Here is an 18858-nt window from a genome sequence, read left to right on the forward strand (position 1 = left end):
ACCCGCGAGCCGGGCCGGCGACCGGGGGAGAGCATCGGGGGAGACGAGGAGCAGACCATGGGCACGATCAGAGTCGGCAGGCGTGACGTGAAGCCCGACACCCCCGGGCACGTCACCGGACTGCACCAGGGCAACTTCGGCCCGTACGAGCGGCAGACGGGGCACCACAGGGACGGCACCTCCGATGCCCGGCGGTCGACGGGCATCCACTGGAAGAAGCACGACGCGATCATGAAGGCAATGCCGAACATCTCGCCCGGATGACGGGCCGCGTCAGGGGCAGGACCGGGTCCGGACAGAGGGACGGAAGGACGGAAGGACGGAAGGACGGAAGGACAGAAGGGAGGAACGGGATGACAGCGAAACAGTTGCTGGCGGTGGAGGCCGCCCTGGTGGGCGGGCTGGTGCTCGCCGTGCTGGTCAAGGAGATGCCGGGGCTTCTGCGCGAGATCAGGATCTGGCGGATGTCCGGCCGCGGCTCCGGCCACGCCCGCTGAACACCTCGGCGGACACCGACCGGAGCGGCGGCCCGCGGGCCGCCGCTCCGGTCGTCGCGGGTCGGGTCGGTCACCAGTAGTGACGGTGACCGGCGACCGCGTGGCCCATCGATCCGAGCAGCCACAGGACCGCGCCGATCACGGCGAGGATGATGCCGATGGTCCACAGGATCGAGATACCGGTGACGAAGCCGACGACGAGAAGAATGACGCCGAGGATGAGCATGACCGCCTCCGTGGAGAAGTGCTTCACTCGTGCGGGTACCCCGATACCGCGGTGTAGTGCCCGCGGACCGGGACGGCTCAGCGGGGCCAGGTGGGCAGCAGCGTCCGCCGGTGCGTGGTGTTGATCACCGCGGCCGCCGAGGCGTACCAGGCGACCAGCCCCGACGCGATGCCGAACCAGCCGCCGATCCGGGTGACGACGTGCGGTGCCGGGCCGCCCTGGAACTCGCCGATCGCCAGCAGGACGAAGGTGATGGCCAGCAGCACCAGCACCGCGAGGACGGCGAGGCTGGTGCGCAGCGCGGCCACCGCCATGTACGCGCTGAAGATGCCCCAGGCGAGCAGGAACAGCCCCAGGGCGTTGTGCGCGTCGCCGACGGCCGCCACCCGCGGCACCAGCCACCAGTACGTCAACCAGAACGCGCCGAGGGAACCGAACACGGTCGCGCCGAAGGTGTTGCCCCGGCGGAACTCGAAGAGCCCCGCGACGAACTGCGTCAGGCCGCCGTAGAACGCGGCGAGCCCGAGCACCGGGAAGATCGCGGCGGGTTCCTTGAGCAGGTTGGTGTTGATGATGGACAGCAGGATGGTGGTCATCGCGAGCGCCGCCAGGCCCAGCGGGGCCGGATCCGCGTAGGCGACCGGCGTCGAGTCGGCCGGGCGGGCCTGTGCGCGGACGGAGTCGCTGGTGTCGTCAGTCATGACCGGAATCCCTTCGACCTGAGGCCGGCAGAACCAGCCAGAGCCCGACGAGCGCAGGCACAGGGCGTCCACGGGCCGAACCCGCGGGCAGCGCCGGCGCTGCCCGAGTCTTCAGCTGTATCTGTTCACCTCACGCGTACCCGTTTGTCCCAGGACCAGTCGCCGGACGGCGGGTGCCGGGGCGCCCGCGCGCCTGGCAGAATTCCGGAAACCCGCACGACGAGGACGGGCGTCGCGTGGGCGGAACACCGTCACAAGGCCGGCCCTGGGGGGACACGCCATGAGTACCGAGATCTACTTCAGCAACAATCACCGCGACCTGTGCGAGCAGCACGGAACCGGCGCCGGATTCCAGTTCGAGTTCTACTGCTCCCGCTGCTCGGACACCTGGCGCTCTCCGTTCGAGCCCTTCCGGGCGGGCCAGATGGCGGGCTGGCTGTCGCGGGGGGCGAACGCGGCCTGGTCGGTCATCGGCGGCGGCGCCGCCCGGGGTGTCTCCGACGCGGCCGACGGGCTGGCCGGAGCGAACTACGGAACCCAGCGGGACGCGGCGTTCACCCGTGCCATCGCCAACGCGCAGGGCCACTTCGACCGCTGCCCCCGCTGTACGGCCTACGTCTGCGGCCGCTGCTGGAACGCGGGCCTCGGGCTCTGCCTCACCTGCTCCCCGGACACCGCGGCGGAGGCCCAGGCGGCCCAGCAGCGGGGCCTGAACGACATGGTGGCCCAGCGCGCCTACGACGCCGGGCAGCACCGCGGCCAGGACCACGACGTCACCACGCCGCGCCAGTTGGTCTGTCCGCAGTGCCGCGCCGAGACCAGGGGCGCGACCTTCTGCCCCGCCTGCGGACACCGCCTCGCCCAGACGGACAGCTGCTCCTCCTGCCACCAGGACCTGCCGGACGGCGCGGCCTTCTGCCCGTCCTGCGGCACCCGGAGGTGACCACCGGGCCGCGGCCCCGGGACCGAGCGCACACGGTGACCGCGTACCGCACGCAGGACGTGCGGTACGCGGTCCGCGAACGTGTCGCCGTCCACGGTGCCGCGGACACCCGCGTTGGAGGATGATCATCACTCAACCAGCCCGTCCTTCCAGCCCGGTCGGCCGGGACTGCCACCGCATGTGAAGGAGCAAGGGCAGCAGATGCCGGAGCAGCACGATCAGAACGCCGACATCGCATCGCGGTCCTTGCGCGGAGAGCTGGCACACCGCTGTCAGGCCGTCACCGAGGCCCGCTGGTTCGCCCTCGGCGTCTTCGCGGTGATCCTCCTCAACGCCGCCCTGCTGGGCGTGGAGACGTACTCCGGTCTGGCGGCGCAGTGGCACCACTGGTTACGGCAGGCCGAGCATGTCTGCCTGGCCGCCTTCACGGTGGAGATCCTCGTCCGCGTGCTGGCCTACGCCGACCGCCCGCGGGAGTTCTGGAAGGACCCGTGGAACTCCTTCGACCTGGTCGTCGTCCTGTGCGCCTTCGTGCCCGTCGTACGGGAGAACGCCACGGTGCTGCGGCTGCTGCGCCTGGCGCGCGTGCTGCGCACCGCCCGCTTCCTGCCGCAGGTGCGCATCGTGCTGGTGGCGGTGGTCCGCAGCCTGCCCGGCACCATGAGCTTCCTCCTGGTCGGTGCCCTGCTGCTGTACGTGTACGCCATGGTCGGCTGGGTCTTCTTCGGCCGCCACGACCCCGAGCACTACGGCTCCATAGGCCGCGCCGTGCTGACCCTCTTCCTGCTGATGACCCTGGACGGCATCGGCGACGCGGTCCACAGCGGCCTGGAGGTGTCGCGCTGGAGCCTGGTCTACTACGCCTCCTACGTCCTGCTGGCCTCCTTCGTCCTGGTCAACGTCCTCATCGGCGTGGTCATCACCTCCCTGGAGGAGGCCCGGGAGATGGAGAGGGACGAGCCCGCCGAAGCGGCGGACGCCGGTAACCCCCCGGACGTCCAGCATCACCTCGCCGCCCGGATCGCGGCGGCCCGCAGGGCCCTCGACGAACTCGAACGAGATCTCGGGCAGGCGGCGCCGCCACGGGCCAGGCAGGCGGCACTCGTGGTCCCGACGGTCGTGGCGCGCCCGGCGTCCGGCCCGGCCCGGGCCCGGCGGAGGACGTCCCGGCGGCGCCGGTGAGACGGACGCGCGGCTTGCTGTGACCGGTCGGTGACGGGGGCTGGGGGACAGGGGCGGGTGTGTGGGTGGGCCTTCTCACAATTCGGGTCGAAACGGGTTCGCAGTGACGGCGGCCACTTCGCCTGGCGCACATTTTGTCTACCTTCGCCAGCAGTTTCCCCCGTTTGCCGACCCCTTGCGGAGGCCTGCCCGACCATGTCCCATCCGCGTTCCATGCCGCATTCGAAGACCTCGGCGACCACGGCGACCACGGCAAGGCGCCGGGGCAGCCGCGTTGGCGCCTGCGCCGGTGCCCTCCTGGTCTCGGTGACGACCCTGTTCTCCCTCGGCGCGCTGCACGCGGCACCCGCGGTCGCCGCGCCCGCCCCGGCGGAGCAGGCCCACGCGGCGGCGGCCGCCCCGGCGGCGCCGCAGCCGCAGAGCAAGGCGCGGGTGACGGCGGCGGTGCTCGGCCTCGACGGCGCGAGCCGGAAGCCGCTGCTGTACGGCGAGGACGCCCCGTACGACACCGCCAGCATCATCAAGGTCGACATTCTCGCGGCGCTGCTGCTTCAGGCCCAGGACGCGGGCCGGCATCTCACCGCCCACGAACGTGCCCTGGCCGAGCCGATGATCCGCAGGAGCGACAACGCGGCGGCGAACGCCCTGTGGCGCGAGATCGGCATGGCGCCGGGTCTTGAGGCGGCCAACAAGCGGCTGGGGCTGACCTCGACCAAGGGCGGTCCCGGTGCCAAGTGGGGGCTGACGCGGACGACGGCCTCCGACCAGGTCCGCCTGCTGCTGTCGGTGTTCGACAGCGCCGGGGCGTCGAAGACCGGCTCCCCGCTGAACAAGGAGTCCCGGACCTACATCCGGACGCTGATGAGCCGGGTCGTGAGCGACCAGGCGTGGGGCGTCTCGGCGGCCTCCGGTGCCCAGTACGAGTTGAAGAACGGCTGGCTCCAGCGCACCACCTCCGGGCTCTGGGACGTCAACAGCGTCGGCCGGATCACGGTGCACGGACACCGCTACCTCGTCGCCGTGCTGTCCGACGGCAGCGCGTCGATGAGTGACGGCGTCTCCCTGGTGGAGCGGGCGGCCCGGCAGGCCGTGGCCGCGGCCGCCGGGACCTGACGGTCACCGGCACCCGGGACCGCACGGGTCCCGGGGCCGCCGCCAGGCACCCCGCCCCTCGACGTTTAGTTGCATCATTGCGCAACTGTATAGTCGTGCCGGGTGTCACCGGGCCGGAGACGGGAGTCCGGCAGAACGCAATGGGGGAACTGTCATGGGCAGTCGGGTCGGAGCAGCGAGTCGGGACGGCGATCCGGTCAGCCGCAATCTGGAACTGGCGCTGCTGCTGGGCGCCGTGCTCATCTGCGGATTCGGCCACGCCGGCAGCGCCCTCGCCCTCACGGGCAGCCTGCCGCCCGACCTGGTGGTCCACGTCGCCGTTCTGGCCCTGCCCCCGCTCCTGTGCCACCTGGCGGTGCGACGGTTCGCCCCCCACGCCGACCCGCTGATCCTGCCCCTGGCCACCCTGCTGACCGGCCTGGGCATCGTCCTGATCCACCGCCTCGACATCGCCTACCAGGCCCGGTACGGCTCGCCCACGGCGGTCGGCGGGCAGATCATGTGGGTCGCCCTCGCGGTACTCGGATTCATCGCGGTCGTGATCGCGCTCAGGGACCACCGCCGGCTCCAGCGCTATCCCTACCTGGCCGTCACCGTGGGCCTGGTGCTGCTGATGGCCCCGGCTTTCTATCCCGGCGACGTCTACGGCGCCAAGCGGTGGATCTTCCTCGGGCCGTTGTCCTTCCAGCCCGGCGAGTTCGTGAAGATCGTGATCGTGCTCTTCTTCGCCGGGTACCTGACGCTCCGCAGGGACGCCCTGGCCCTGGCCGGACGACGCTTCATGGGCATGTACCTGCCCCGAGGGCGGCAACTCGGCCCGATCGCGGCAGTGTGGGTCATCAGCCTGCTCGTCCTGGTCTTCGAACGGGACCTCGGCACCTCGCTCATCTTCTTCGGCGCCTTCGTGATCATGCTGTACGTCGCGACCGAGCGGACCAGCTGGGTGGTGTTCGGCGTCGGCTTGTTCGCCGTCGGAGCCTTCGTCGTGGGCTCCTTCGAACCGCACGTCCACGGCCGAGTGGTCGCCTGGCTGCACCCGATGGACATCTACCTCCCCCCGGAGCAGCGGCCGGCCGGTCTGATCTCCGACCAGGCGGCCCAGGCGCTGTTCAGCTTCGGCTCCGGCGGGATGCTCGGTTCCGGCCTCGGCCAGGGCCACCCCGAACTCATCGGCTTCGCCGGGCGCAGCGACTTCATCCTCACCACGGTCGGCGAGGAGCTCGGCCTGGCCGGAGTGATGGCCGTGATCCTGCTGTACGCGCTGCTCGCCGAACGCGGCCTGCGCACGGCGGTCACCGTGACCGACCCGTTCGGCAAGCTGCTGGCCGCCGGTCTGTCGACCACGCTGGTGCTCCAGGTGTTCGTCGTCGTCGGCGGAGTCTCCGGGCTCATCCCGCTCACCGGAAAGGCCCTGCCGTTCCTGGCCCAGGGCGGCTCCGCGATGGTCGCCAACTGGCTGCTCGTCGCCCTCCTGCTCAAGGTCAGCGACACCGCCCGCCGCCCCGCGCCCGTCCCGGCGGCGGACCTGGACGCCGCCGAGACCCAGCTGGTCCGCCGGTGACCCGGGCCCCATGAGAGCCGCGGGCTGAGCGGCGCACCGTACGACGGGGGGAGTACGGCGTCGGTGGCGGCGTACTCCGTACTCCCGCGGCACGGACCCGGAGTGCGTACGGGCGTGCCCTGGCGGCCGGAGACGGAGGCCGGCCGCCGGGTCCGTGCCCTCGTTCAGTGTTCGAGGAGCTTCCTGGCCACGCGTGCCGCCGCTTCGCACTCGGCCGCGGGCGGCGACAGCTCGCTCAGCGTGTCGAGGTCCGTGTCCTGCTGGAGCTCCGTCTCCCAGGCGGCGGCGAGGCTCTCCTGTTCCTCGCGTGACAGGCCCTGGACGTGCTCCCGGTGGTGCGGGTCGAGGGCGGCCAGGAATCGCTCGACGGTATCGATGGGCATGTCGCTCTCCTTGATCAGGGGGTGCCGGCCCCGGCGGGGTCGCTGTCCCCAGCGTGAGCGGCGGGCGAGCCGCGCGGCCGGCGCCGTGGCCCACGCGCACCCGGACGGAGGAGGCCCGGCCGCGTACGCCGAGGCCGGTACATCGGGTTACTCCCCTCGTCGGACGCCGGCCGCGCCACCGTCCGGCACCGTGTGGGGGGTGAGAACAAGCCGCCCCGCACGCCGTGCCTTCCTCGTGGTCCATGTGGTCGCCTCCGCCGCTTGGCTCGGCCTCTCCCTCGGACTGCTCGCCCTCGGGACCGCCGCTGTCACCACGCGGTCCGCGGTGACCGTGGAGACCTCGGTCCGCGCGATGAAACTCTTCGCCGACTGGCTCCTGCTCCCCGTCGCCTTCCTCACCCTGTTCAGCGGTCTGGTGCTGTCCCTGGGTACCCCGTGGGGGCTGGCACGGCACAGGTGGGTCCACACGAAGTTCTGGCTGACCCTGGCCACGACCGCCGCCACGATCCTCGTGCTGCGCCCCGGGCTGGACTCGACGGTCCGGGACGTCGCCGCGGGCGAGTCGCTGCCCAGCTCCCGCGGAGTCCTGATGGGCCCGATCGTCTCCCTGACCGCATACGTCTTCATGACGGTGATCTCCGTGCTCAAACCCTGGGGCCTGACCCGCCGCGGCCGACGGCACCGCGCGTCCCAGCGCGCGGCCCAGACCGCCCGCCGCCTGACCGAACCGGTCTGACGCGGTCGCGGACCGGGCTCGGCGAGATCACGTCTGCGCACCCGGCGCACCGGGTCGTTGACCGCGGAGCCCGGGCCCGCCACGATGCCCGCCATGCCCCACATGCCGACCGCCGTCAGGGCCGTCCGCGTCATCCTCTTCCTCGTGGCCCCGGTCAGCGGCACCGTGGCCCTGCGGTTCGCGGTGGCCGGTGCCACGGTCAGGAGCGGTGCCTTCGGCGAGCTGATCATGGGCCTGCTGTTCCTCGAGGCCCTTCCCTTCGCCGTGCTGGCCGTGCTGTCGCTCGTCGTCGCGCTGAAGACCGCGAAGGGCGGCAACGGCGTCCGCGCCGGCGCGGACGCCGCCGGCCGGCTGATGATCGGCACCGGGGTCGTCGGCGCCCTGGCGCACCACAGGGCGTGGAGCGCCGGGGCCGTGCTGGGCGCCGTCCTGCTGCTCCTGGCCACGGGGCCCGACACGAGGGACTGGTTCGACACCCCGCGCCTGTGACGTTCCGCGCGGGCCCGGCGGCCGTGCCGGGACCGCGCCGCCGGCGGCGTGCGGCGGGCACCGGCCGGGGCCGCCGCACGCCCCCGCCGGGACTCAGCCGCGCCCGTGCGGCTTGCCCAGCACGTCCAGCACCGCGCGTGCCATGGCCTCCTCACCCCGGGCGTTGGGGTGGGCCGGGGCCGCGGGCGAGGCCGGCTGCAAGGGCTCGATCCAGCGGTCCGCCGGGGACTTGCACATGTCGTGGCCGACCGTGGGCCGGTAGGTGTCGACGTACTCCGCGTGGTTCCACGCGGCCACCAGGCGGAGCATCGTGTTCAGCCGTTTCTCGGTGTCCCGCAGATAGGGGAAGTCCTGCGAGGCGAACGGCACCGAGGGGAAGCAGCCGCTGCCGTCGTCGGGCAGCAGGTCCGGGTAGCCGACGACGAGCACCCGGGCGTGCGGCGCCCTGGCGTGCACGGCCCGCAGCACGCGGTCCACCTTCGGCGCCGTCCGCGCGATGTCGAGCGTCAGCCGGTCGATGCCGGACGAGGCGTAGTGACGCCGGCAGGGATCCCCGGTCGGCTGCTGGGAGCCGAGTTGTGCGCAGGTGGCGATGATGGAGCCGAACCCGACGTCGTTGCCGCCGATCTGGACCGTCACCAGGTCCGTGTCCTTGCGCAGGGCGTTGAGCTGGGCGTCGTTGGAGCCCTGAGGCTTCCACATCTCCTCGGTCGTCGCCCCGGCGCAGCTCACGTCCTCGAAGGAGGCGGCCTTCCGCTCGGCCGCGACGATCGACGGGTAATTGCTGTCCGAACGGCCGCAGTCGGCGTCGACCTGCGGTGGGATTCCGGGACCGGAGGTGTACGAGTCCCCGAGCGACACGTAGTGCGCGGCGCGGCCGGACCCCACGCCGGACCCGGCACCGTGCGCCGAGGCGGGCGCCGTGGAAGCGGCGACGAGGGCGCATCCGCCGAGCGCCGCCCCCACCGCGGCCGGCCACCGCCGGTGTCTCGCCACCGCCGCACCCGTACGTTGCTGACGAACCATCAGTTCTCCCCCCTGGGCCGGGACATCGCACGCCGTCGGCACCGGGGCGCCGCCGTCGCACGTTCGACTGGGCTTGTATACCGTTCGGTAAGTCCCCGGGGCCAGGGGTGTGAAGCGGCGACGGTGTTCCCGCGGCGGCCGCCGGGGACGGCGGCTGTGCCGTGTGCGGCGCACGGCGTCACTCCGGGATGGCCAGCGGCAGTTCGGCGGTGATCGTGGCACCCTCGGGCGTGGTGCGGACGGTCAGGGTGCCGCCGATCTGCTCGACGCGCTCGTGCATGGACTGGATGCCGACGCCGGGTGTCCACGGCTCGGTGCAGCGGCCGGAGTCGGCGACCGTCACCCGCAGGTGGGTGCTGCCGCGCAGTTCCAGGGTGAGCGTGGCGGCGGTGACGGCGGCGTGCCGGGCGATGTTGGTGACGGCCTCCACCGCCACCCGGTAGGCGGTGACCTCGACGGCCGCGGGCAGCTGCGGCAACTGCTCCGGGGCGTCGACCGTCACCGTGAGGGGGCGGCCGTCGGCGACCCGCAGCGGGGCGGTGCGCTGGCGGATGGCCTCGACGAGGCCGAGTTCGTCGAGGGCGCGGGGGCGCAACCCGTAGACGATCCGGCGGATCTCGGTGATCGTGTCGCCCACGTCGGCGCGCAGCGCGCGCAGCGTCCCGACCGCGTGCTCGGGGTCGGTGGCGATGAGGTTGGCGACCGCGTCCGCCGTGTAGGCGATGCCGGTCAGGGTGGGGCCCAGCCCGTCGTGCAGATCGCGGCGCATGCGCCGCCGCTCCTCCTCCAGCGCGGTCACCGTACGGCCCCTGGACAGGCGCAGTTGCTCGCTGAGACGGGCCGCGTGCAGGGCCTGCGCGAGCGGCGCCGCGACCAGATCGACCACCACGGCGGCCGCGCGGGGCAGCCGCAGATGTCCCGGCGGCAGACCGACCACGAGATCGCCCACCTTCTCACCATCCGCGCGCAGGGCGGTGACCTGGACGTGGTCCGGGTCGACGGTGCCCGCGGTGGCGACCACGGTGTCCTCCTGGCGAAGCTCGATGCCGGGCACACCGAGCGTGGTGCGCAGGGTGTGCAGCCACAGCGGGGGCGGGGCGCCGGCGGTCAGGTCCGTGCCGAGCCGGGTCAGCGTCTCCACCGGGTCGGCCGAGCGGCCGAACAGCATCTCGTCCATCACCGCCTCGACATGACGCCGGACCGGCTGGTACCCGGCGGCGATCCCGGCCGCCAGCAGGGGCGGTACGCCCTTGCCCGGCCGGGCGCCCACCGCCAGCTCCCACACGGCGGCGACACCCTCGTACACCGCGGCACTCAACGCGAGCATGACGATGAGGACGGCGGCGCCGCGCATCACCACCCGTACGTCCACCGCGCGGGGCGCGACCAGCGCCACGGTGATGGAGCCCGGCAGCAGCAGCGACACCGCGCCGACCGCCACCACGCCGGCCGGGAAGCCCGGTGTGAGGGAGTTGTCCAGCGCGAACAGCAGCATCCCGGCCAGCGTCGTCGCGGCGGCACCCAGCACCAGCCACAGCACGCGGCGCCGGTCGTCGCCGGAGGTGAGCTCGAACAGCACCCAGGTGCCGGCGCACATCGCGGTCCCGGAGGCCACCCCGGCCGCGATCAGCGCCGGCTCGCCGCCCGTCACCGACGCGACCGCGCAGCCCGCCCCGCAGAGGGCGACCGAAGCCTCCGCCCAGCGCAGTGCCCGCGACACCGGCCGCACCTCGACGACGCGGAGGGCGGCCAGCGGCAGGGTGACCGTCGAGGCCAGCACCACCGGTACGACGGCGAGTTCCGGGACACCGGCCGCGGCCAGGAGCGGTGCGCTCAGCAGCGCCGCCGCGGACAGGCCGAGCAGCCGGGAGGGGGCCGAGGCCCCGCGCCGGGCGGTGACCAGGGCGTACGACGCCGTCAGTCCGAGGCCGACGATGACGGCCCACAGGACCCACCGCCCGGACGGGGACGGCGGTGCCCACCACTGGGACGCGACCGACGCACCGGCGACCGGCGCGAGGGCCGCACACCGCAGAGCGGTCCGCAGGGGCGCGGTCATGAGGCGGGGCCGGACGCGTCGTCGCCCAGTCCCCGCTCGCGGGCGAGCAGGATGGCCTCGGTCCGGCCGCTCACCCCCAGTTTGGCGAAGATGGCGGACAGGTGGTTCGCGACGGTCTTGACGGCCAGTGCCAGCTCGGCCGCGACACGGGCGTTGCCGTGACCGCGTGCCACCCGGTCGAGGATCTCGCGTTCCCGGGCGGTCAGTTCGGGGAAGGGGTCGGCCGGCCGGGGCGGCGGTCCGACCTGGCCGAGCAGACGGGCCGCCACACCCGGCGCGATGACGAACTGACCGGTCGCCACGGACCGGATGGTGGTCAGGATCTCCTCCTGCTGGGCCCCCTTGAGGAGATAGCCGCGGGCCCCGGCACGCAGCGCCGACAGCACCGTCTCGTCGTCCTCGTACATGGTGACGACGAGCACCGCGACGTCGGGCAGCAGCGCGGTCAGCCGCCGGGTGGCCTCCACCCCGTCCATCGCCGGCATTCGGATGTCCATCACCACCACGTCGGGGCGGCTCAACTGCGCCTCGCGGAGCGCCTCTTCGCCCGTGGCAGCCTCCGCCACCACGTCCACCCCGGCCAGCGAGGTCAGCAGCGCGCTCATCCCGCGCCGCACCACGGGATGGTCGTCGGCGATGAGCACCCGGATGGGACGGGCCGCGGAGGTCATGTCCCGATGATGGCGGAGAACGGTTCCCGGCGGGGAGGCTCTTCTCCCGGGAGGTGCGGGAAAACCTCCCTGCCGCCGGGGACGGTCCACCGATGCGGGCCGGACCGGTGCTGCCGCATGCTCACCGCACCGGGTCGCCGCACCGGCGTCCCCGACTCCCGGACACAGGAGCCCAGATGAGCCAGACCAGCCGCACGGAAACCGTCCCCGGCCTCACCCGCAAGAACAAGGTGGGCCTCGTCCTCGCGGGCCTCCTGGGCCTGCTCGACATGACCAACTTCTTCACGCTCCCGGATCCCGACTCGGACACCCAGGGCCCGCCGATGGCCGTCGCCATCGCCGACGGCGTGCTCGGTGTGATCACGGTGCTCGCCGTCGTCTACACCTGGCGCACGCTGAACCGGACCGGCTCCCGCGTCGTGGCGGCCTCCCGGATCCTGTCGGTGGTCTCGGCCCTCCCGGCGTTCTTCGTCAGCGGTGTCCCGGCCGCGGTGGTCGCCCTGGTCGCCGTGTTCACGATCCTCAGCGTCGTCGTCATCGCCCTCGTCCTGACCCGCCCGGCCCCGGAGGCCGGAACCGCCTGACCGGCTCCGGGAGCACGCCGTGCCGCTCGGGCACCGGGGACGCATCCGCCACCGCAGGGGAGCGGCGGATGCGTCCCCGTGTGTCGTTCCCGGCCGGCCTGCCCTCGTCCCGGTCGTGCTGCCGTCGTCGGGACGCCGAAAACGCCGTACGCGCCCGACGCCAGGGGGCGTCGGGCGCGTACGGACGGCAGTGCGGTCAGCGCTGGGCCACGGCCCGGCCCTGGTTGAGCTGTGCGGTGAGGAGATGGGCGTCGAGCAGTGCGACGTCGGCGGTGCGGTCGGCCCGCGCGTAGCCGGCCAGCATGCGCTTGGTGAGGGTGAGGGCTTCCGGTGCGCGCCGGACGAGGGGCCTGATCCAGGCGTCGACGGCCGCGTCCAGCTCCTCCACGGGCGCGACCTTGTGCAGGAGACCGAGCCGGTGGGCGGTCGCCGCGTCGAACGGTTCGCAGGTGAGCATGAGTTCGCGGATCCTGGCGGATCCGCCCTCGGCGACCAGGCGGCCCATGGCGCCTCCCCAGGCGGGGGGCAGACCGAGGGCGATCTCCGGCATACGGAACCGGCAGGTGTCCGCCCCCGCGCGCAGGTCGCAGAAGGAGGCGAGCGCCAGGCCGGCGCCCACGACCCTGCCGTGGAGTCTGGCGATGGTCACCGCGTGCGAGCTCTCCAGGGCGTCGCACACGCGGTAGGCCTTGTCCACGATGCGGCGCATGGCGCCGCCGGTCGGGTCTTCCGCCAGTGCCGCCTGGAACTCGTCGCGGTCGGCGCCGAGGCAGAAGTCGTCGCCCTCCGCCGACAGCAGCAGCACCCGGATGTCGGGCCGTTCATGGAGGGTGTTGAGCAGGGAGACGAGGTCGTCGAGAGCCGCGACCGTCAGCGAGCCGTCCTGCGCCGACGGATTGAGCCGGACGCGGAGGACAGGTCCGTCCTGCTCGACGTGTATCGCCTTGTAGGGGAAGTTGTCGAAGGCATTGGTCATTTCGATCATATGAGAGCGACATCCAGGTTCAGCGGGCGCCGGAAGGCCACGCGCGGCGCCCACGTCGGACGGCGCACGAGGGTGAGCCGCGGGAAGCGCCGGACCAGGTGGTGCAGGAGGGTCTGGGCCTCCATCCGGGCCAGGGGCGCGCCGAGGCAGTAGTGAATGCCGCCGCTGAAGGCCAGGTGCGCCGGTTTGCGGTGCAGGTTGAACAGCTCGGGGTCCTCGTGCTTGGCGGGGTCGCGGTTGGCCGCTCCCACCATGAGGTGGACCATCTCGTCCTTGCGCACCTCGACACCGCCCAGCTCGGTGTCCCTGGAGGAGACGCGGCTGATCACATGGGTGGGCGGGTCGTAGCGCAAGGACTCCTCCACGGCGGCCGGCGCGAGGTCCGGGTGGATGGTGAGCCGGTTCCACTGCCGGGGGTGTTCGAGGAGCAGCAGGGTCATGGTCGACAACAGGGTGGATGTCGTCTCCAGGGCAGCCAGCAGCACGAACAGCGCCAGGAAGTAGACGGCCTCGTCCGCCTTGTCCTGGTCGCTCTCCATGGCGTCCCAGAGGGTGATCCAGCGCGATACGGGGTCGTCGCCCGGGTGGGCTCGCCGCTCGCGCACCAGGTCCAGGAAGTAGGCGCGCAGCTCGGCCGTGGCCGCGTCGGACAGCGCCAGTTGACTGGCCGAGGGCAGCAACTCCTGGGTGAAGACCTGGTCGTGTGTCAGCTCGCGCAGCCGGGGGAAGTCGGCGCTCGGCAGGCCCAGCCAGTGCCCGATGGTGGCGACCGGCAGCTCCTCGCTGACCAGGGCGTTGAAATCGGCCTCCCCGTCGCGCAGTCGAACGGCGAGGGAGTCCATGAGCCGACCCGTGATCCGGCCGACCGTGCCACGGATCTCCTCCATGGAGGTGCGGTCGAACATGCCGGCCGACCGGCGCACCCAGGTGTGTTCTGGGGGATTGAGGGCGGGCAGCGTCCTGCTCATCTCACGAGAGGAGGGGGCGGTCCACCGGGTGCCGTCCCCCTGCTGTTCTCGCCAGCGGGAGTCGGGCTCCAGCCACTCACGGTTGCGCAGGATCTGATCGCACAGGTCGAAGCGGGTGACGAGATGACCTCCCCAGGGCGCTGCGATGACTCCGCCCCTCGACCGAAGCTCCGCGTAGATCGGAAAGGGGTTGGCCTGGCCCTTCGCTGTCCGTAGACGAGAGAAGAGCGAGACCGCAAAACGTCTGTCGGGGGGCGGAGTTACCGCTGTCTCCACGACGGCTCCTTTCTAGGTATCAGCCGCCATGCATACCCCAACGGTGGCTTAAACATACGAGATGACTATGCGCGTTGGGGTTGCCTTCGTCACTCCCCTCGGGTCCATGCCAGGAAGCGGCTGAACATGCCCGACTTGGGCTTGGCCGCGGACGTCGTCGCAGGCCTGGGCGCCGCGGTGGCGGCCATCGGGGTGGCGGGGGCGGCCGCCTGCTGCGTCTGCGCGGGCGCCGGCGCCACGACCCGGGGCGTGAACCGGACCGGGAGCGTCACCAGCGAACGGCTCCACGGGGCCGGAACCCAGCTCAAGTCCTTGAACGGCACGCGCACTTCGACGTCGGGCAGCCGGTTGAGGAGGGACTCGACGGCGGTGACGGCGATCATGAACGCGGGGTCCTTGGCCGGACAGGCGTGCGGGCCGGCCCCGAAGGCCAGATGCGCCTTCGCGCTGAGCTGCTCACGGTGCTCGGCCAGCCGGGGATCGGTGTTGGCCGCCGCGAAGGAGATGAGGACCGGGTCGTTGGCCTTGAGCGTCCTGCCGCCCAAGTCCACGTCGTGGGTCGGGTAGTGGGCCGCGTAGTTGGCGATCGGCGCGTAGTTCCACAGGACCTGCGTGACGGCGTCCTCGATCGGCAGGCCGGCCTGCCACCCCTCGTCGAGGATCAGCGCGCTGCTCGTGCCGATGGCCGCCGCCAGGGGAGCGGTGCCTCCGGAGAGCAGCGTCACCAGCTGGTGCAGCACCTCCTCGTCGGTGAGCCCCGCAGTGTGCTCCATCAGACGGGTGGTCAGGTCCTGTCCGGGACGGCGCCGCTTGAGGGCGATCAGCTCCCCGAGCGCCTCGCCCAGGACCTGGTCGGCGTTGGGGGTGCCGTCGAAGATGCCGCTGATGCCGACGATCACGCGGTCGCCGATCTCCGGCGGGCACCCGAACAGGTCGCTGAAGACCAGCAGCGGCAGCGGCATGGCGTAGTCGGCCATCAACTCGGCCTGGCCCAGGCGGTCGGTGCTGAACCGGCTGATCAGGTAGTCGGCGGACTGCTGGGTCTGCCGCACCAGTTGGAGCTCGTTGACGCTGGCCAGACTGTCCGTGACCGCCTGGCGCAGCCGGGCGTGCGCCGCGCCGTCACTGAACAGCGCGTTGGGCCGGTACCCCATCATCGGCAGCGCCGGGCTGTCCTCGGGGACACGTCCCTGGTTCAGCGCGTTCCAGCGCCGGGAGTCCCGGACGAACGAGGCGGGGTTCTGGAGGATGTACAGAGCGGCGTCGTAGCTGGTGACCAGCTCGACCTGGACGTCCGGGGCGACGTCGACCGGCGCGCTCGGGCCGAGGGTGCGCAGGTACTCGTAGTGGCTGTCGGGATCGGAGCCGAACTGGGGGCCGTAGACCGGGACGTTGGCGTGGGCGGGGCAGCCGGGAGGTGGCCCCTGTATGCCGGGACGCTGCTGCATGAGTGGGTGGCTCCTAAGAAATGAGGGACAGGAGGTGGTGCACGAGGGTGATGAGAGCCTGCGCCGCCGAGTTCTGGTCCCGTACGTCACAGGCGACGACGGGGGTCTCCGCGGACAGGTTCAGGGCCTCGCGCACCTCCGTGAGCGGGTAGTCGGTGGTGCCTTCGAAGCGGTTGACGCCGATGGCGTAGGTCAGGCCGAAGCGCTCGACCAGGTCGAGGACCGGGAAGGACTCGGAGAGCCGCTCGGGGTCGACCAGCACCAGGGCGCCGAGCGCGCCCCGGGACAGCTCTTCCCACATCTCTTTGAACCGTTCCTGACCGGGCGTTCCGAAGAGGTAGAGCACCACCTCGTCGCTGATGGTCAGGCGGCCGAAGTCCATGGCGACCGTCGTGGTCGTCTTGTCCGGAGTTCCCGACAGGTCGTCAAATCCCACACTCGCTTCGGTGATCTCCTCTTCGGTCCGCAAAGGCTCGATCTCGGAGATACTTCCGATGCACGTGGTCTTCCCGACTCCGAAGTGGCCCACCACAAGGATCTTGACTGCGGTGGACACCGCTGAATCCAGGTACACGTATCACGCTCCGAATCGGGCTTTGAGGCCATCGAGTACCGCGCTGAGGATTTCTCGATCGACACGTTCGGCGCGGGGGACGGGCTTCCTCGTGATGACGAGGCCGCCCTCTTCCAACTCCGCCAGAAGAATCCGGACGATCCCCAGCGGCAGGTGCGTATGGCCGGCCACTTCGGCGACGGACAGAAAGCCGTCCGTGACCATCTCCAGAACCTGGCCAGCCTCCGGGGAAAGCATGAGGCCGGCGGCGGAGGCACCGTCCTCCGCGGACACCAGGGTCGTGCGCTCGTAGGCGTGGTCCGGGGGCAGGGAACGCCCGTTCGTGACCACGAACAGAGGCACTAATGCCGAGGTCAGCTCGAGATCGGGCTCGTCGTTCACTTGCTGCTCACCGCCCCTTGTGGTGACAGATGCGCGCTCAGCCGGGGCACCACCTGGTGCAGCCGGGTCGTGAACTCCTCGATGTCGGCGTCGTGGTCGGCCGCCGCGGCCAGGAAGGCGCGCTGACCGGCCGAGATCAGGAAGATCCAGCCGTGCTGGAACTCGATGACCGTCTGCCGCCACCGGGCGTGCTCGTGCACCCCCGCGAACTGCGAGGTGGCGCGGCTGTAGGCGTGGATGCCCGTCATCGCCGCCGAGATCGTGTCCGCCAGGTCCTGGCTCATTCCCGTGGTGGCACCGCGGGGCAGCCCGTCGGCGCCCAGCAGCACCGCGTGGCGGGCGCCCCGCACCTCACCGACCGCCTCGTCGAGGTCGGCGATCGGGACGCCGGTTCCCCGCCTGCCGCCCAACTGGCCCCCGGCACGGTCGGAACGCTCGGCCACGGCCTCCGCGTTGACCCTGGGGGGCGAGGTGAGGTTGTTGCCGAGCCGGGCGACGAGCCGGTGCATGCGGAAGGAGATCTGCTGCATGTCGACGTCGGGCGCCGCGGCCGCGGCGAGGTAGGCACCCTGCCCCGCCCCGATCAGGAAGATCCAGCCATGGGAGAACTCGATGATCGTCTGGTTCCACTGCCGGTCCTCGCCGGGACCGGCGAAGTGGGAGGTCGCCCGGCTCAGCGCCTGCATCCCCGCCATGGCGGCGGATATGGTGCGCACGTCCTTCTCCGACATGCCGTCGGTCGCGCCGCGGGGGAGACCGTCTGCGGACAGCAGAACAGCGTGCCGCGCCTTCGGCACGTTGCTCACGATGTCCTCGAGCATCCACGACAGGTCGTTGGTCATGCGTTATCGGACCCTTCGAACGGAGCCGCGGAGAGGTTCCGGCCCGAGAGCGTGCCGCGCTGGAAGGCTCCCAGGCTTCGGCCGGCGCGGCCGGCCTCGTCCGGCGGTGTGACGGACTGTCCCGAGTCGTTGCGGTCGGGCACGCTGTCGGGAACGGCGTCGGGAACACTGGCGATGGGCACCTGGCGCGCCCCCCGCTTGGGCAGACCGTGCGCGGTGCGCGGACCGGACTCGGACCGGCCCGTCGCGCTGCGGATCGGGCTGACCTGGGGCACCTCGGTGGGTTCGGTCGGCGTGGTCTCCTCCTCGGTCCACAGCTCCTCCGGCAGCAGGACGACCGCCCGGACACCGCCGTAGCGGGAGATGCCGGTGACGTCCACCCGGAACCCGTACTGCTGGGCGAGCAGGCCGATGACGGGGAAACCGAACTTCGGCTGGTTGCCCAGCTGGGACAGCCGGGGGCGGAACTCGCCGGACAGCAGGGTGGACGCCTTCTGGCGGTCCTCGTCGTTCATGCCGACACCGGCGTCGTCGATGACGATGCACAGGTTCTTCTGCACCCGCTGGAAGGTCACCTCGATCGGCGAACCCTGCTGGGAGAAACTGGCGGCGTTGTCGAGGAGTTCCGCGACGGCGAGAGCAACCGGGGAAACGGCGGACGCCTTCAACGCGAAACCGGTCTGCTGCATGATTTCGACGCGGCGGAAGTTGCGAATCTGTCCCTGCGCGCTGCGCACCACGTCATAAACACTTGCGGGCTTACTGCGGCGACCCAGCGGCGCACCGCACATCACCGCAATACCCTGAGCCTTCCGCGCCATTTGCGCATTGGCATGGTTTACTTCCAGCAGATCCGCCAGTACGGCGTGGCCGCCGTACTTCCGCTGAATTTCCTCAAGGAGTGCCAACTGCTCGGCCGCAAGGCTCTGCAGAAAGCGTGCCGAACCCTTGAGGACGGCCTTGGTGCTCTCCTCGGCCCCCTCTTCGGCTTCTTGGATGGTCTGGTCGTGCTCGGCCTTGTGACGCTGCAATTCATGCCACACCGTGGCAAGTTGCCCTTCGGCCTCGCTCAACTTCTGTGTGTAGGCGGCCTCGGCCTGGCTCTTCTTCGTCGTGATGGCACTATTTCGACGATAGAGCACCAGGGCCGCGGCGACGGCGAGCACCACCGCGGCAACCAGGCACCAAACAAGTGCGTCTCGAATCATGGAAA

22 protein-coding genes are annotated in these 18858 nt (G+C 71.6%); 9 read left to right on the plus strand and 13 right to left on the minus strand.

Features of this window, described 5'->3' with window-relative positions; all coding sequences use genetic code 11:
* Nucleotides 1-57: 57 nt before the first annotated feature.
* Both TNCT6_RS36225 and TNCT6_RS40280 read left to right on the plus strand, forming a co-directional pair.
* On the plus strand, nucleotides 58-264 hold the full coding sequence (locus TNCT6_RS36225) for a hypothetical protein (RefSeq protein ID WP_141367202.1): 207 nt from the start codon (nucleotides 58-60) through the stop codon (nucleotides 262-264).
* Between the two features lie 89 nt (nucleotides 265-353).
* The gene (locus tag TNCT6_RS40280; RefSeq protein ID WP_172633272.1) at nucleotides 354-497 is read left to right on the plus strand and encodes a hypothetical protein; all 144 of its coding nucleotides are present in this window, start codon (nucleotides 354-356) and stop codon (nucleotides 495-497) included.
* Between the two features lie 70 nt (nucleotides 498-567).
* On the opposite strand, the gene TNCT6_RS36230 is transcribed toward TNCT6_RS40280, so the two are convergent.
* Both TNCT6_RS36230 and TNCT6_RS36235 read right to left on the minus strand, forming a co-directional pair.
* Nucleotides 568-723, minus strand: coding sequence for a DUF6131 family protein (locus TNCT6_RS36230; protein ID WP_225077308.1), 156 nt, complete (start codon nucleotides 721-723; stop codon nucleotides 568-570).
* A 77-nt stretch (nucleotides 724-800) separates the two neighbouring features.
* The gene (locus tag TNCT6_RS36235; protein ID WP_141367206.1) at nucleotides 801-1424 is read right to left on the minus strand and encodes an acetate uptake transporter family protein; all 624 of its coding nucleotides are present in this window, start codon (nucleotides 1422-1424) and stop codon (nucleotides 801-803) included.
* A gap of 280 nt (nucleotides 1425-1704) precedes the next feature.
* On the opposite strand from TNCT6_RS36235, the gene TNCT6_RS36240 reads away from it, so the two are divergent.
* From TNCT6_RS36240 to TNCT6_RS36255, 4 genes are all read left to right on the plus strand, one after another.
* Entirely contained in the window at nucleotides 1705-2367 is a 663-nt protein-coding gene (locus tag TNCT6_RS36240) for a zinc ribbon domain-containing protein (protein ID WP_141367208.1), read from the plus strand.
* A 201-nt stretch (nucleotides 2368-2568) separates the two neighbouring features.
* Nucleotides 2569-3549 carry an ion transporter gene (locus TNCT6_RS36245; RefSeq protein WP_141367211.1) on the plus strand — a complete coding sequence of 327 codons (981 nt, stop codon included), beginning with the start codon at nucleotides 2569-2571 and terminating at the stop codon, nucleotides 3547-3549.
* Between the two features lie 213 nt (nucleotides 3550-3762).
* Nucleotides 3763-4662 (plus strand): serine hydrolase, encoded by a 900-nt coding sequence (locus TNCT6_RS36250; RefSeq protein WP_253266496.1) that lies wholly within the window; start codon nucleotides 3763-3765, stop codon nucleotides 4660-4662.
* 154 nt (nucleotides 4663-4816) lie between these two features.
* Complete coding sequence (locus TNCT6_RS36255; protein ID WP_141367215.1) at nucleotides 4817-6223, plus strand: FtsW/RodA/SpoVE family cell cycle protein; 1407 nt, start codon at nucleotides 4817-4819, stop codon at nucleotides 6221-6223.
* Nucleotides 6224-6387: 164 nt separating this feature from the next.
* On the opposite strand, the gene TNCT6_RS36260 is transcribed toward TNCT6_RS36255, so the two are convergent.
* Entirely contained in the window at nucleotides 6388-6606 is a 219-nt protein-coding gene (locus TNCT6_RS36260) for a hypothetical protein (RefSeq protein ID WP_141367217.1), read from the minus strand.
* Nucleotides 6607-6805: 199 nt separating this feature from the next.
* Here TNCT6_RS36260 and TNCT6_RS36265 point away from each other — a divergent pair, with 199 nt between their 5' ends.
* Together TNCT6_RS36265 and TNCT6_RS36270 are read left to right on the plus strand one after the other, a co-directional pair.
* Entirely contained in the window at nucleotides 6806-7342 is a 537-nt protein-coding gene (locus TNCT6_RS36265) for a DUF2269 domain-containing protein (RefSeq protein ID WP_141367219.1), read from the plus strand.
* Nucleotides 7343-7435: 93 nt separating this feature from the next.
* Complete coding sequence (locus tag TNCT6_RS36270) at nucleotides 7436-7831, plus strand: hypothetical protein (RefSeq protein WP_141367221.1); 396 nt, start codon at nucleotides 7436-7438, stop codon at nucleotides 7829-7831.
* 93 nt (nucleotides 7832-7924) lie between these two features.
* On the opposite strand, the gene TNCT6_RS36275 is transcribed toward TNCT6_RS36270, so the two are convergent.
* The 3 genes from TNCT6_RS36275 to TNCT6_RS36285 form a co-directional block, all read right to left on the minus strand.
* The gene (locus TNCT6_RS36275; protein WP_141367223.1) at nucleotides 7925-8857 is read right to left on the minus strand and encodes an SGNH/GDSL hydrolase family protein; all 933 of its coding nucleotides are present in this window, start codon (nucleotides 8855-8857) and stop codon (nucleotides 7925-7927) included.
* 178 nt (nucleotides 8858-9035) lie between these two features.
* Nucleotides 9036-10916 carry a sensor histidine kinase gene (locus tag TNCT6_RS36280; protein ID WP_141367225.1) on the minus strand — a complete coding sequence of 627 codons (1881 nt, stop codon included), beginning with the start codon at nucleotides 10914-10916 and terminating at the stop codon, nucleotides 9036-9038.
* Nucleotides 10913-11587 (minus strand): response regulator transcription factor, encoded by a 675-nt coding sequence (locus TNCT6_RS36285; RefSeq protein ID WP_141367227.1) that lies wholly within the window; start codon nucleotides 11585-11587, stop codon nucleotides 10913-10915. Before TNCT6_RS36285 ends, TNCT6_RS36280 begins: the two co-directional genes overlap by 4 nt.
* Before the next feature lie 176 nt (nucleotides 11588-11763).
* Here TNCT6_RS36285 and TNCT6_RS36290 point away from each other — a divergent pair, with 176 nt between their 5' ends.
* Nucleotides 11764-12171, plus strand: coding sequence for a hypothetical protein (locus TNCT6_RS36290; RefSeq protein WP_141367229.1), 408 nt, complete (start codon nucleotides 11764-11766; stop codon nucleotides 12169-12171).
* Between the two features lie 196 nt (nucleotides 12172-12367).
* Here TNCT6_RS36290 and TNCT6_RS36295 read toward each other — a convergent pair whose 3' ends face one another.
* The 7 genes from TNCT6_RS36295 to TNCT6_RS36325 all read right to left on the minus strand — a co-directional run bounded on the left by TNCT6_RS36295 (nucleotide 12368) and on the right by TNCT6_RS36325 (nucleotide 18853).
* Nucleotides 12368-13147 (minus strand): enoyl-CoA hydratase/isomerase family protein, encoded by a 780-nt coding sequence (locus tag TNCT6_RS36295; RefSeq protein ID WP_373996259.1) that lies wholly within the window; start codon nucleotides 13145-13147, stop codon nucleotides 12368-12370.
* A 5-nt stretch (nucleotides 13148-13152) separates the two neighbouring features.
* Complete coding sequence (locus TNCT6_RS36300) at nucleotides 13153-14400, minus strand: cytochrome P450 (RefSeq protein WP_141367233.1); 1248 nt, start codon at nucleotides 14398-14400, stop codon at nucleotides 13153-13155.
* A gap of 89 nt (nucleotides 14401-14489) precedes the next feature.
* Nucleotides 14490-15848, minus strand: coding sequence for a cytochrome P450 (locus tag TNCT6_RS36305; protein ID WP_141367235.1), 1359 nt, complete (start codon nucleotides 15846-15848; stop codon nucleotides 14490-14492).
* Between the two features lie 13 nt (nucleotides 15849-15861).
* Complete coding sequence (locus tag TNCT6_RS36310; RefSeq protein WP_141367237.1) at nucleotides 15862-16422, minus strand: ATP/GTP-binding protein; 561 nt, start codon at nucleotides 16420-16422, stop codon at nucleotides 15862-15864.
* 3 nt (nucleotides 16423-16425) lie between these two features.
* On the minus strand, nucleotides 16426-16803 hold the full coding sequence (locus tag TNCT6_RS36315; protein ID WP_141367239.1) for a DUF742 domain-containing protein: 378 nt from the start codon (nucleotides 16801-16803) through the stop codon (nucleotides 16426-16428).
* Entirely contained in the window at nucleotides 16800-17645 is an 846-nt protein-coding gene (locus TNCT6_RS36320; protein WP_253266497.1) for a roadblock/LC7 domain-containing protein, read from the minus strand. The genes TNCT6_RS36315 and TNCT6_RS36320 overlap by 4 nt, the downstream gene beginning before the upstream one ends.
* Nucleotides 17642-18853 carry an ATP-binding protein gene (locus TNCT6_RS36325; RefSeq protein ID WP_141367241.1) on the minus strand — a complete coding sequence of 404 codons (1212 nt, stop codon included), beginning with the start codon at nucleotides 18851-18853 and terminating at the stop codon, nucleotides 17642-17644. Before TNCT6_RS36325 ends, TNCT6_RS36320 begins: the two co-directional genes overlap by 4 nt.
* Nucleotides 18854-18858 lie beyond the last annotated feature (5 nt).

The sequence above is a fragment of the Streptomyces sp. 6-11-2 genome, assembly GCF_006540305.1.
In the GTDB taxonomy this organism is placed as follows: Bacteria; Actinomycetota; Actinomycetes; order Streptomycetales; family Streptomycetaceae; genus Streptomyces.

Excerpts from the sequence above, each read along its gene's own strand:
- TNCT6_RS36285 (WP_141367227.1), bottom strand. The coding sequence starts at position 11,587 with ATGACCTCCGCGGCCCGTCCCATCCGGGTGCTCATCGCCGACGACCAT.
- TNCT6_RS36245 (WP_141367211.1), top strand. The coding sequence starts at position 2,569 with ATGCCGGAGCAGCACGATCAGAACGCCGACATCGCATCGCGGTCCTTG.
- TNCT6_RS40280 (WP_172633272.1), top strand. The coding sequence starts at position 354 with ATGACAGCGAAACAGTTGCTGGCGGTGGAGGCCGCCCTGGTGGGCGGG.
- TNCT6_RS36290 (WP_141367229.1), top strand. The coding sequence starts at position 11,764 with ATGAGCCAGACCAGCCGCACGGAAACCGTCCCCGGCCTCACCCGCAAG.
- TNCT6_RS36280 (WP_141367225.1), bottom strand. The coding sequence starts at position 10,916 with ATGACCGCGCCCCTGCGGACCGCTCTGCGGTGTGCGGCCCTCGCGCCG.
- TNCT6_RS36275 (WP_141367223.1), bottom strand. The coding sequence starts at position 8,857 with ATGGTTCGTCAGCAACGTACGGGTGCGGCGGTGGCGAGACACCGGCGG.
- TNCT6_RS36255 (WP_141367215.1), top strand. The coding sequence starts at position 4,817 with ATGGGCAGTCGGGTCGGAGCAGCGAGTCGGGACGGCGATCCGGTCAGC.
- TNCT6_RS36240 (WP_141367208.1), top strand. The coding sequence starts at position 1,705 with ATGAGTACCGAGATCTACTTCAGCAACAATCACCGCGACCTGTGCGAG.
- TNCT6_RS36230 (WP_225077308.1), bottom strand. The coding sequence starts at position 723 with ATGCTCATCCTCGGCGTCATTCTTCTCGTCGTCGGCTTCGTCACCGGT.
- TNCT6_RS36320 (WP_253266497.1), bottom strand. The coding sequence starts at position 17,645 with ATGACCAACGACCTGTCGTGGATGCTCGAGGACATCGTGAGCAACGTG.
- TNCT6_RS36305 (WP_141367235.1), bottom strand. The coding sequence starts at position 15,848 with ATGCAGCAGCGTCCCGGCATACAGGGGCCACCTCCCGGCTGCCCCGCC.
- TNCT6_RS36270 (WP_141367221.1), top strand. The coding sequence starts at position 7,436 with ATGCCCCACATGCCGACCGCCGTCAGGGCCGTCCGCGTCATCCTCTTC.
- TNCT6_RS36260 (WP_141367217.1), bottom strand. The coding sequence starts at position 6,606 with ATGCCCATCGATACCGTCGAGCGATTCCTGGCCGCCCTCGACCCGCAC.
- TNCT6_RS36250 (WP_253266496.1), top strand. The coding sequence starts at position 3,763 with ATGCCGCATTCGAAGACCTCGGCGACCACGGCGACCACGGCAAGGCGC.
- TNCT6_RS36235 (WP_141367206.1), bottom strand. The coding sequence starts at position 1,424 with ATGACTGACGACACCAGCGACTCCGTCCGCGCACAGGCCCGCCCGGCC.
- TNCT6_RS36225 (WP_141367202.1), top strand. The coding sequence starts at position 58 with ATGGGCACGATCAGAGTCGGCAGGCGTGACGTGAAGCCCGACACCCCC.
- TNCT6_RS36295 (WP_373996259.1), bottom strand. The coding sequence starts at position 13,147 with ATGACCAATGCCTTCGACAACTTCCCCTACAAGGCGATACACGTCGAG.
- TNCT6_RS36325 (WP_141367241.1), bottom strand. The coding sequence starts at position 18,853 with ATGATTCGAGACGCACTTGTTTGGTGCCTGGTTGCCGCGGTGGTGCTC.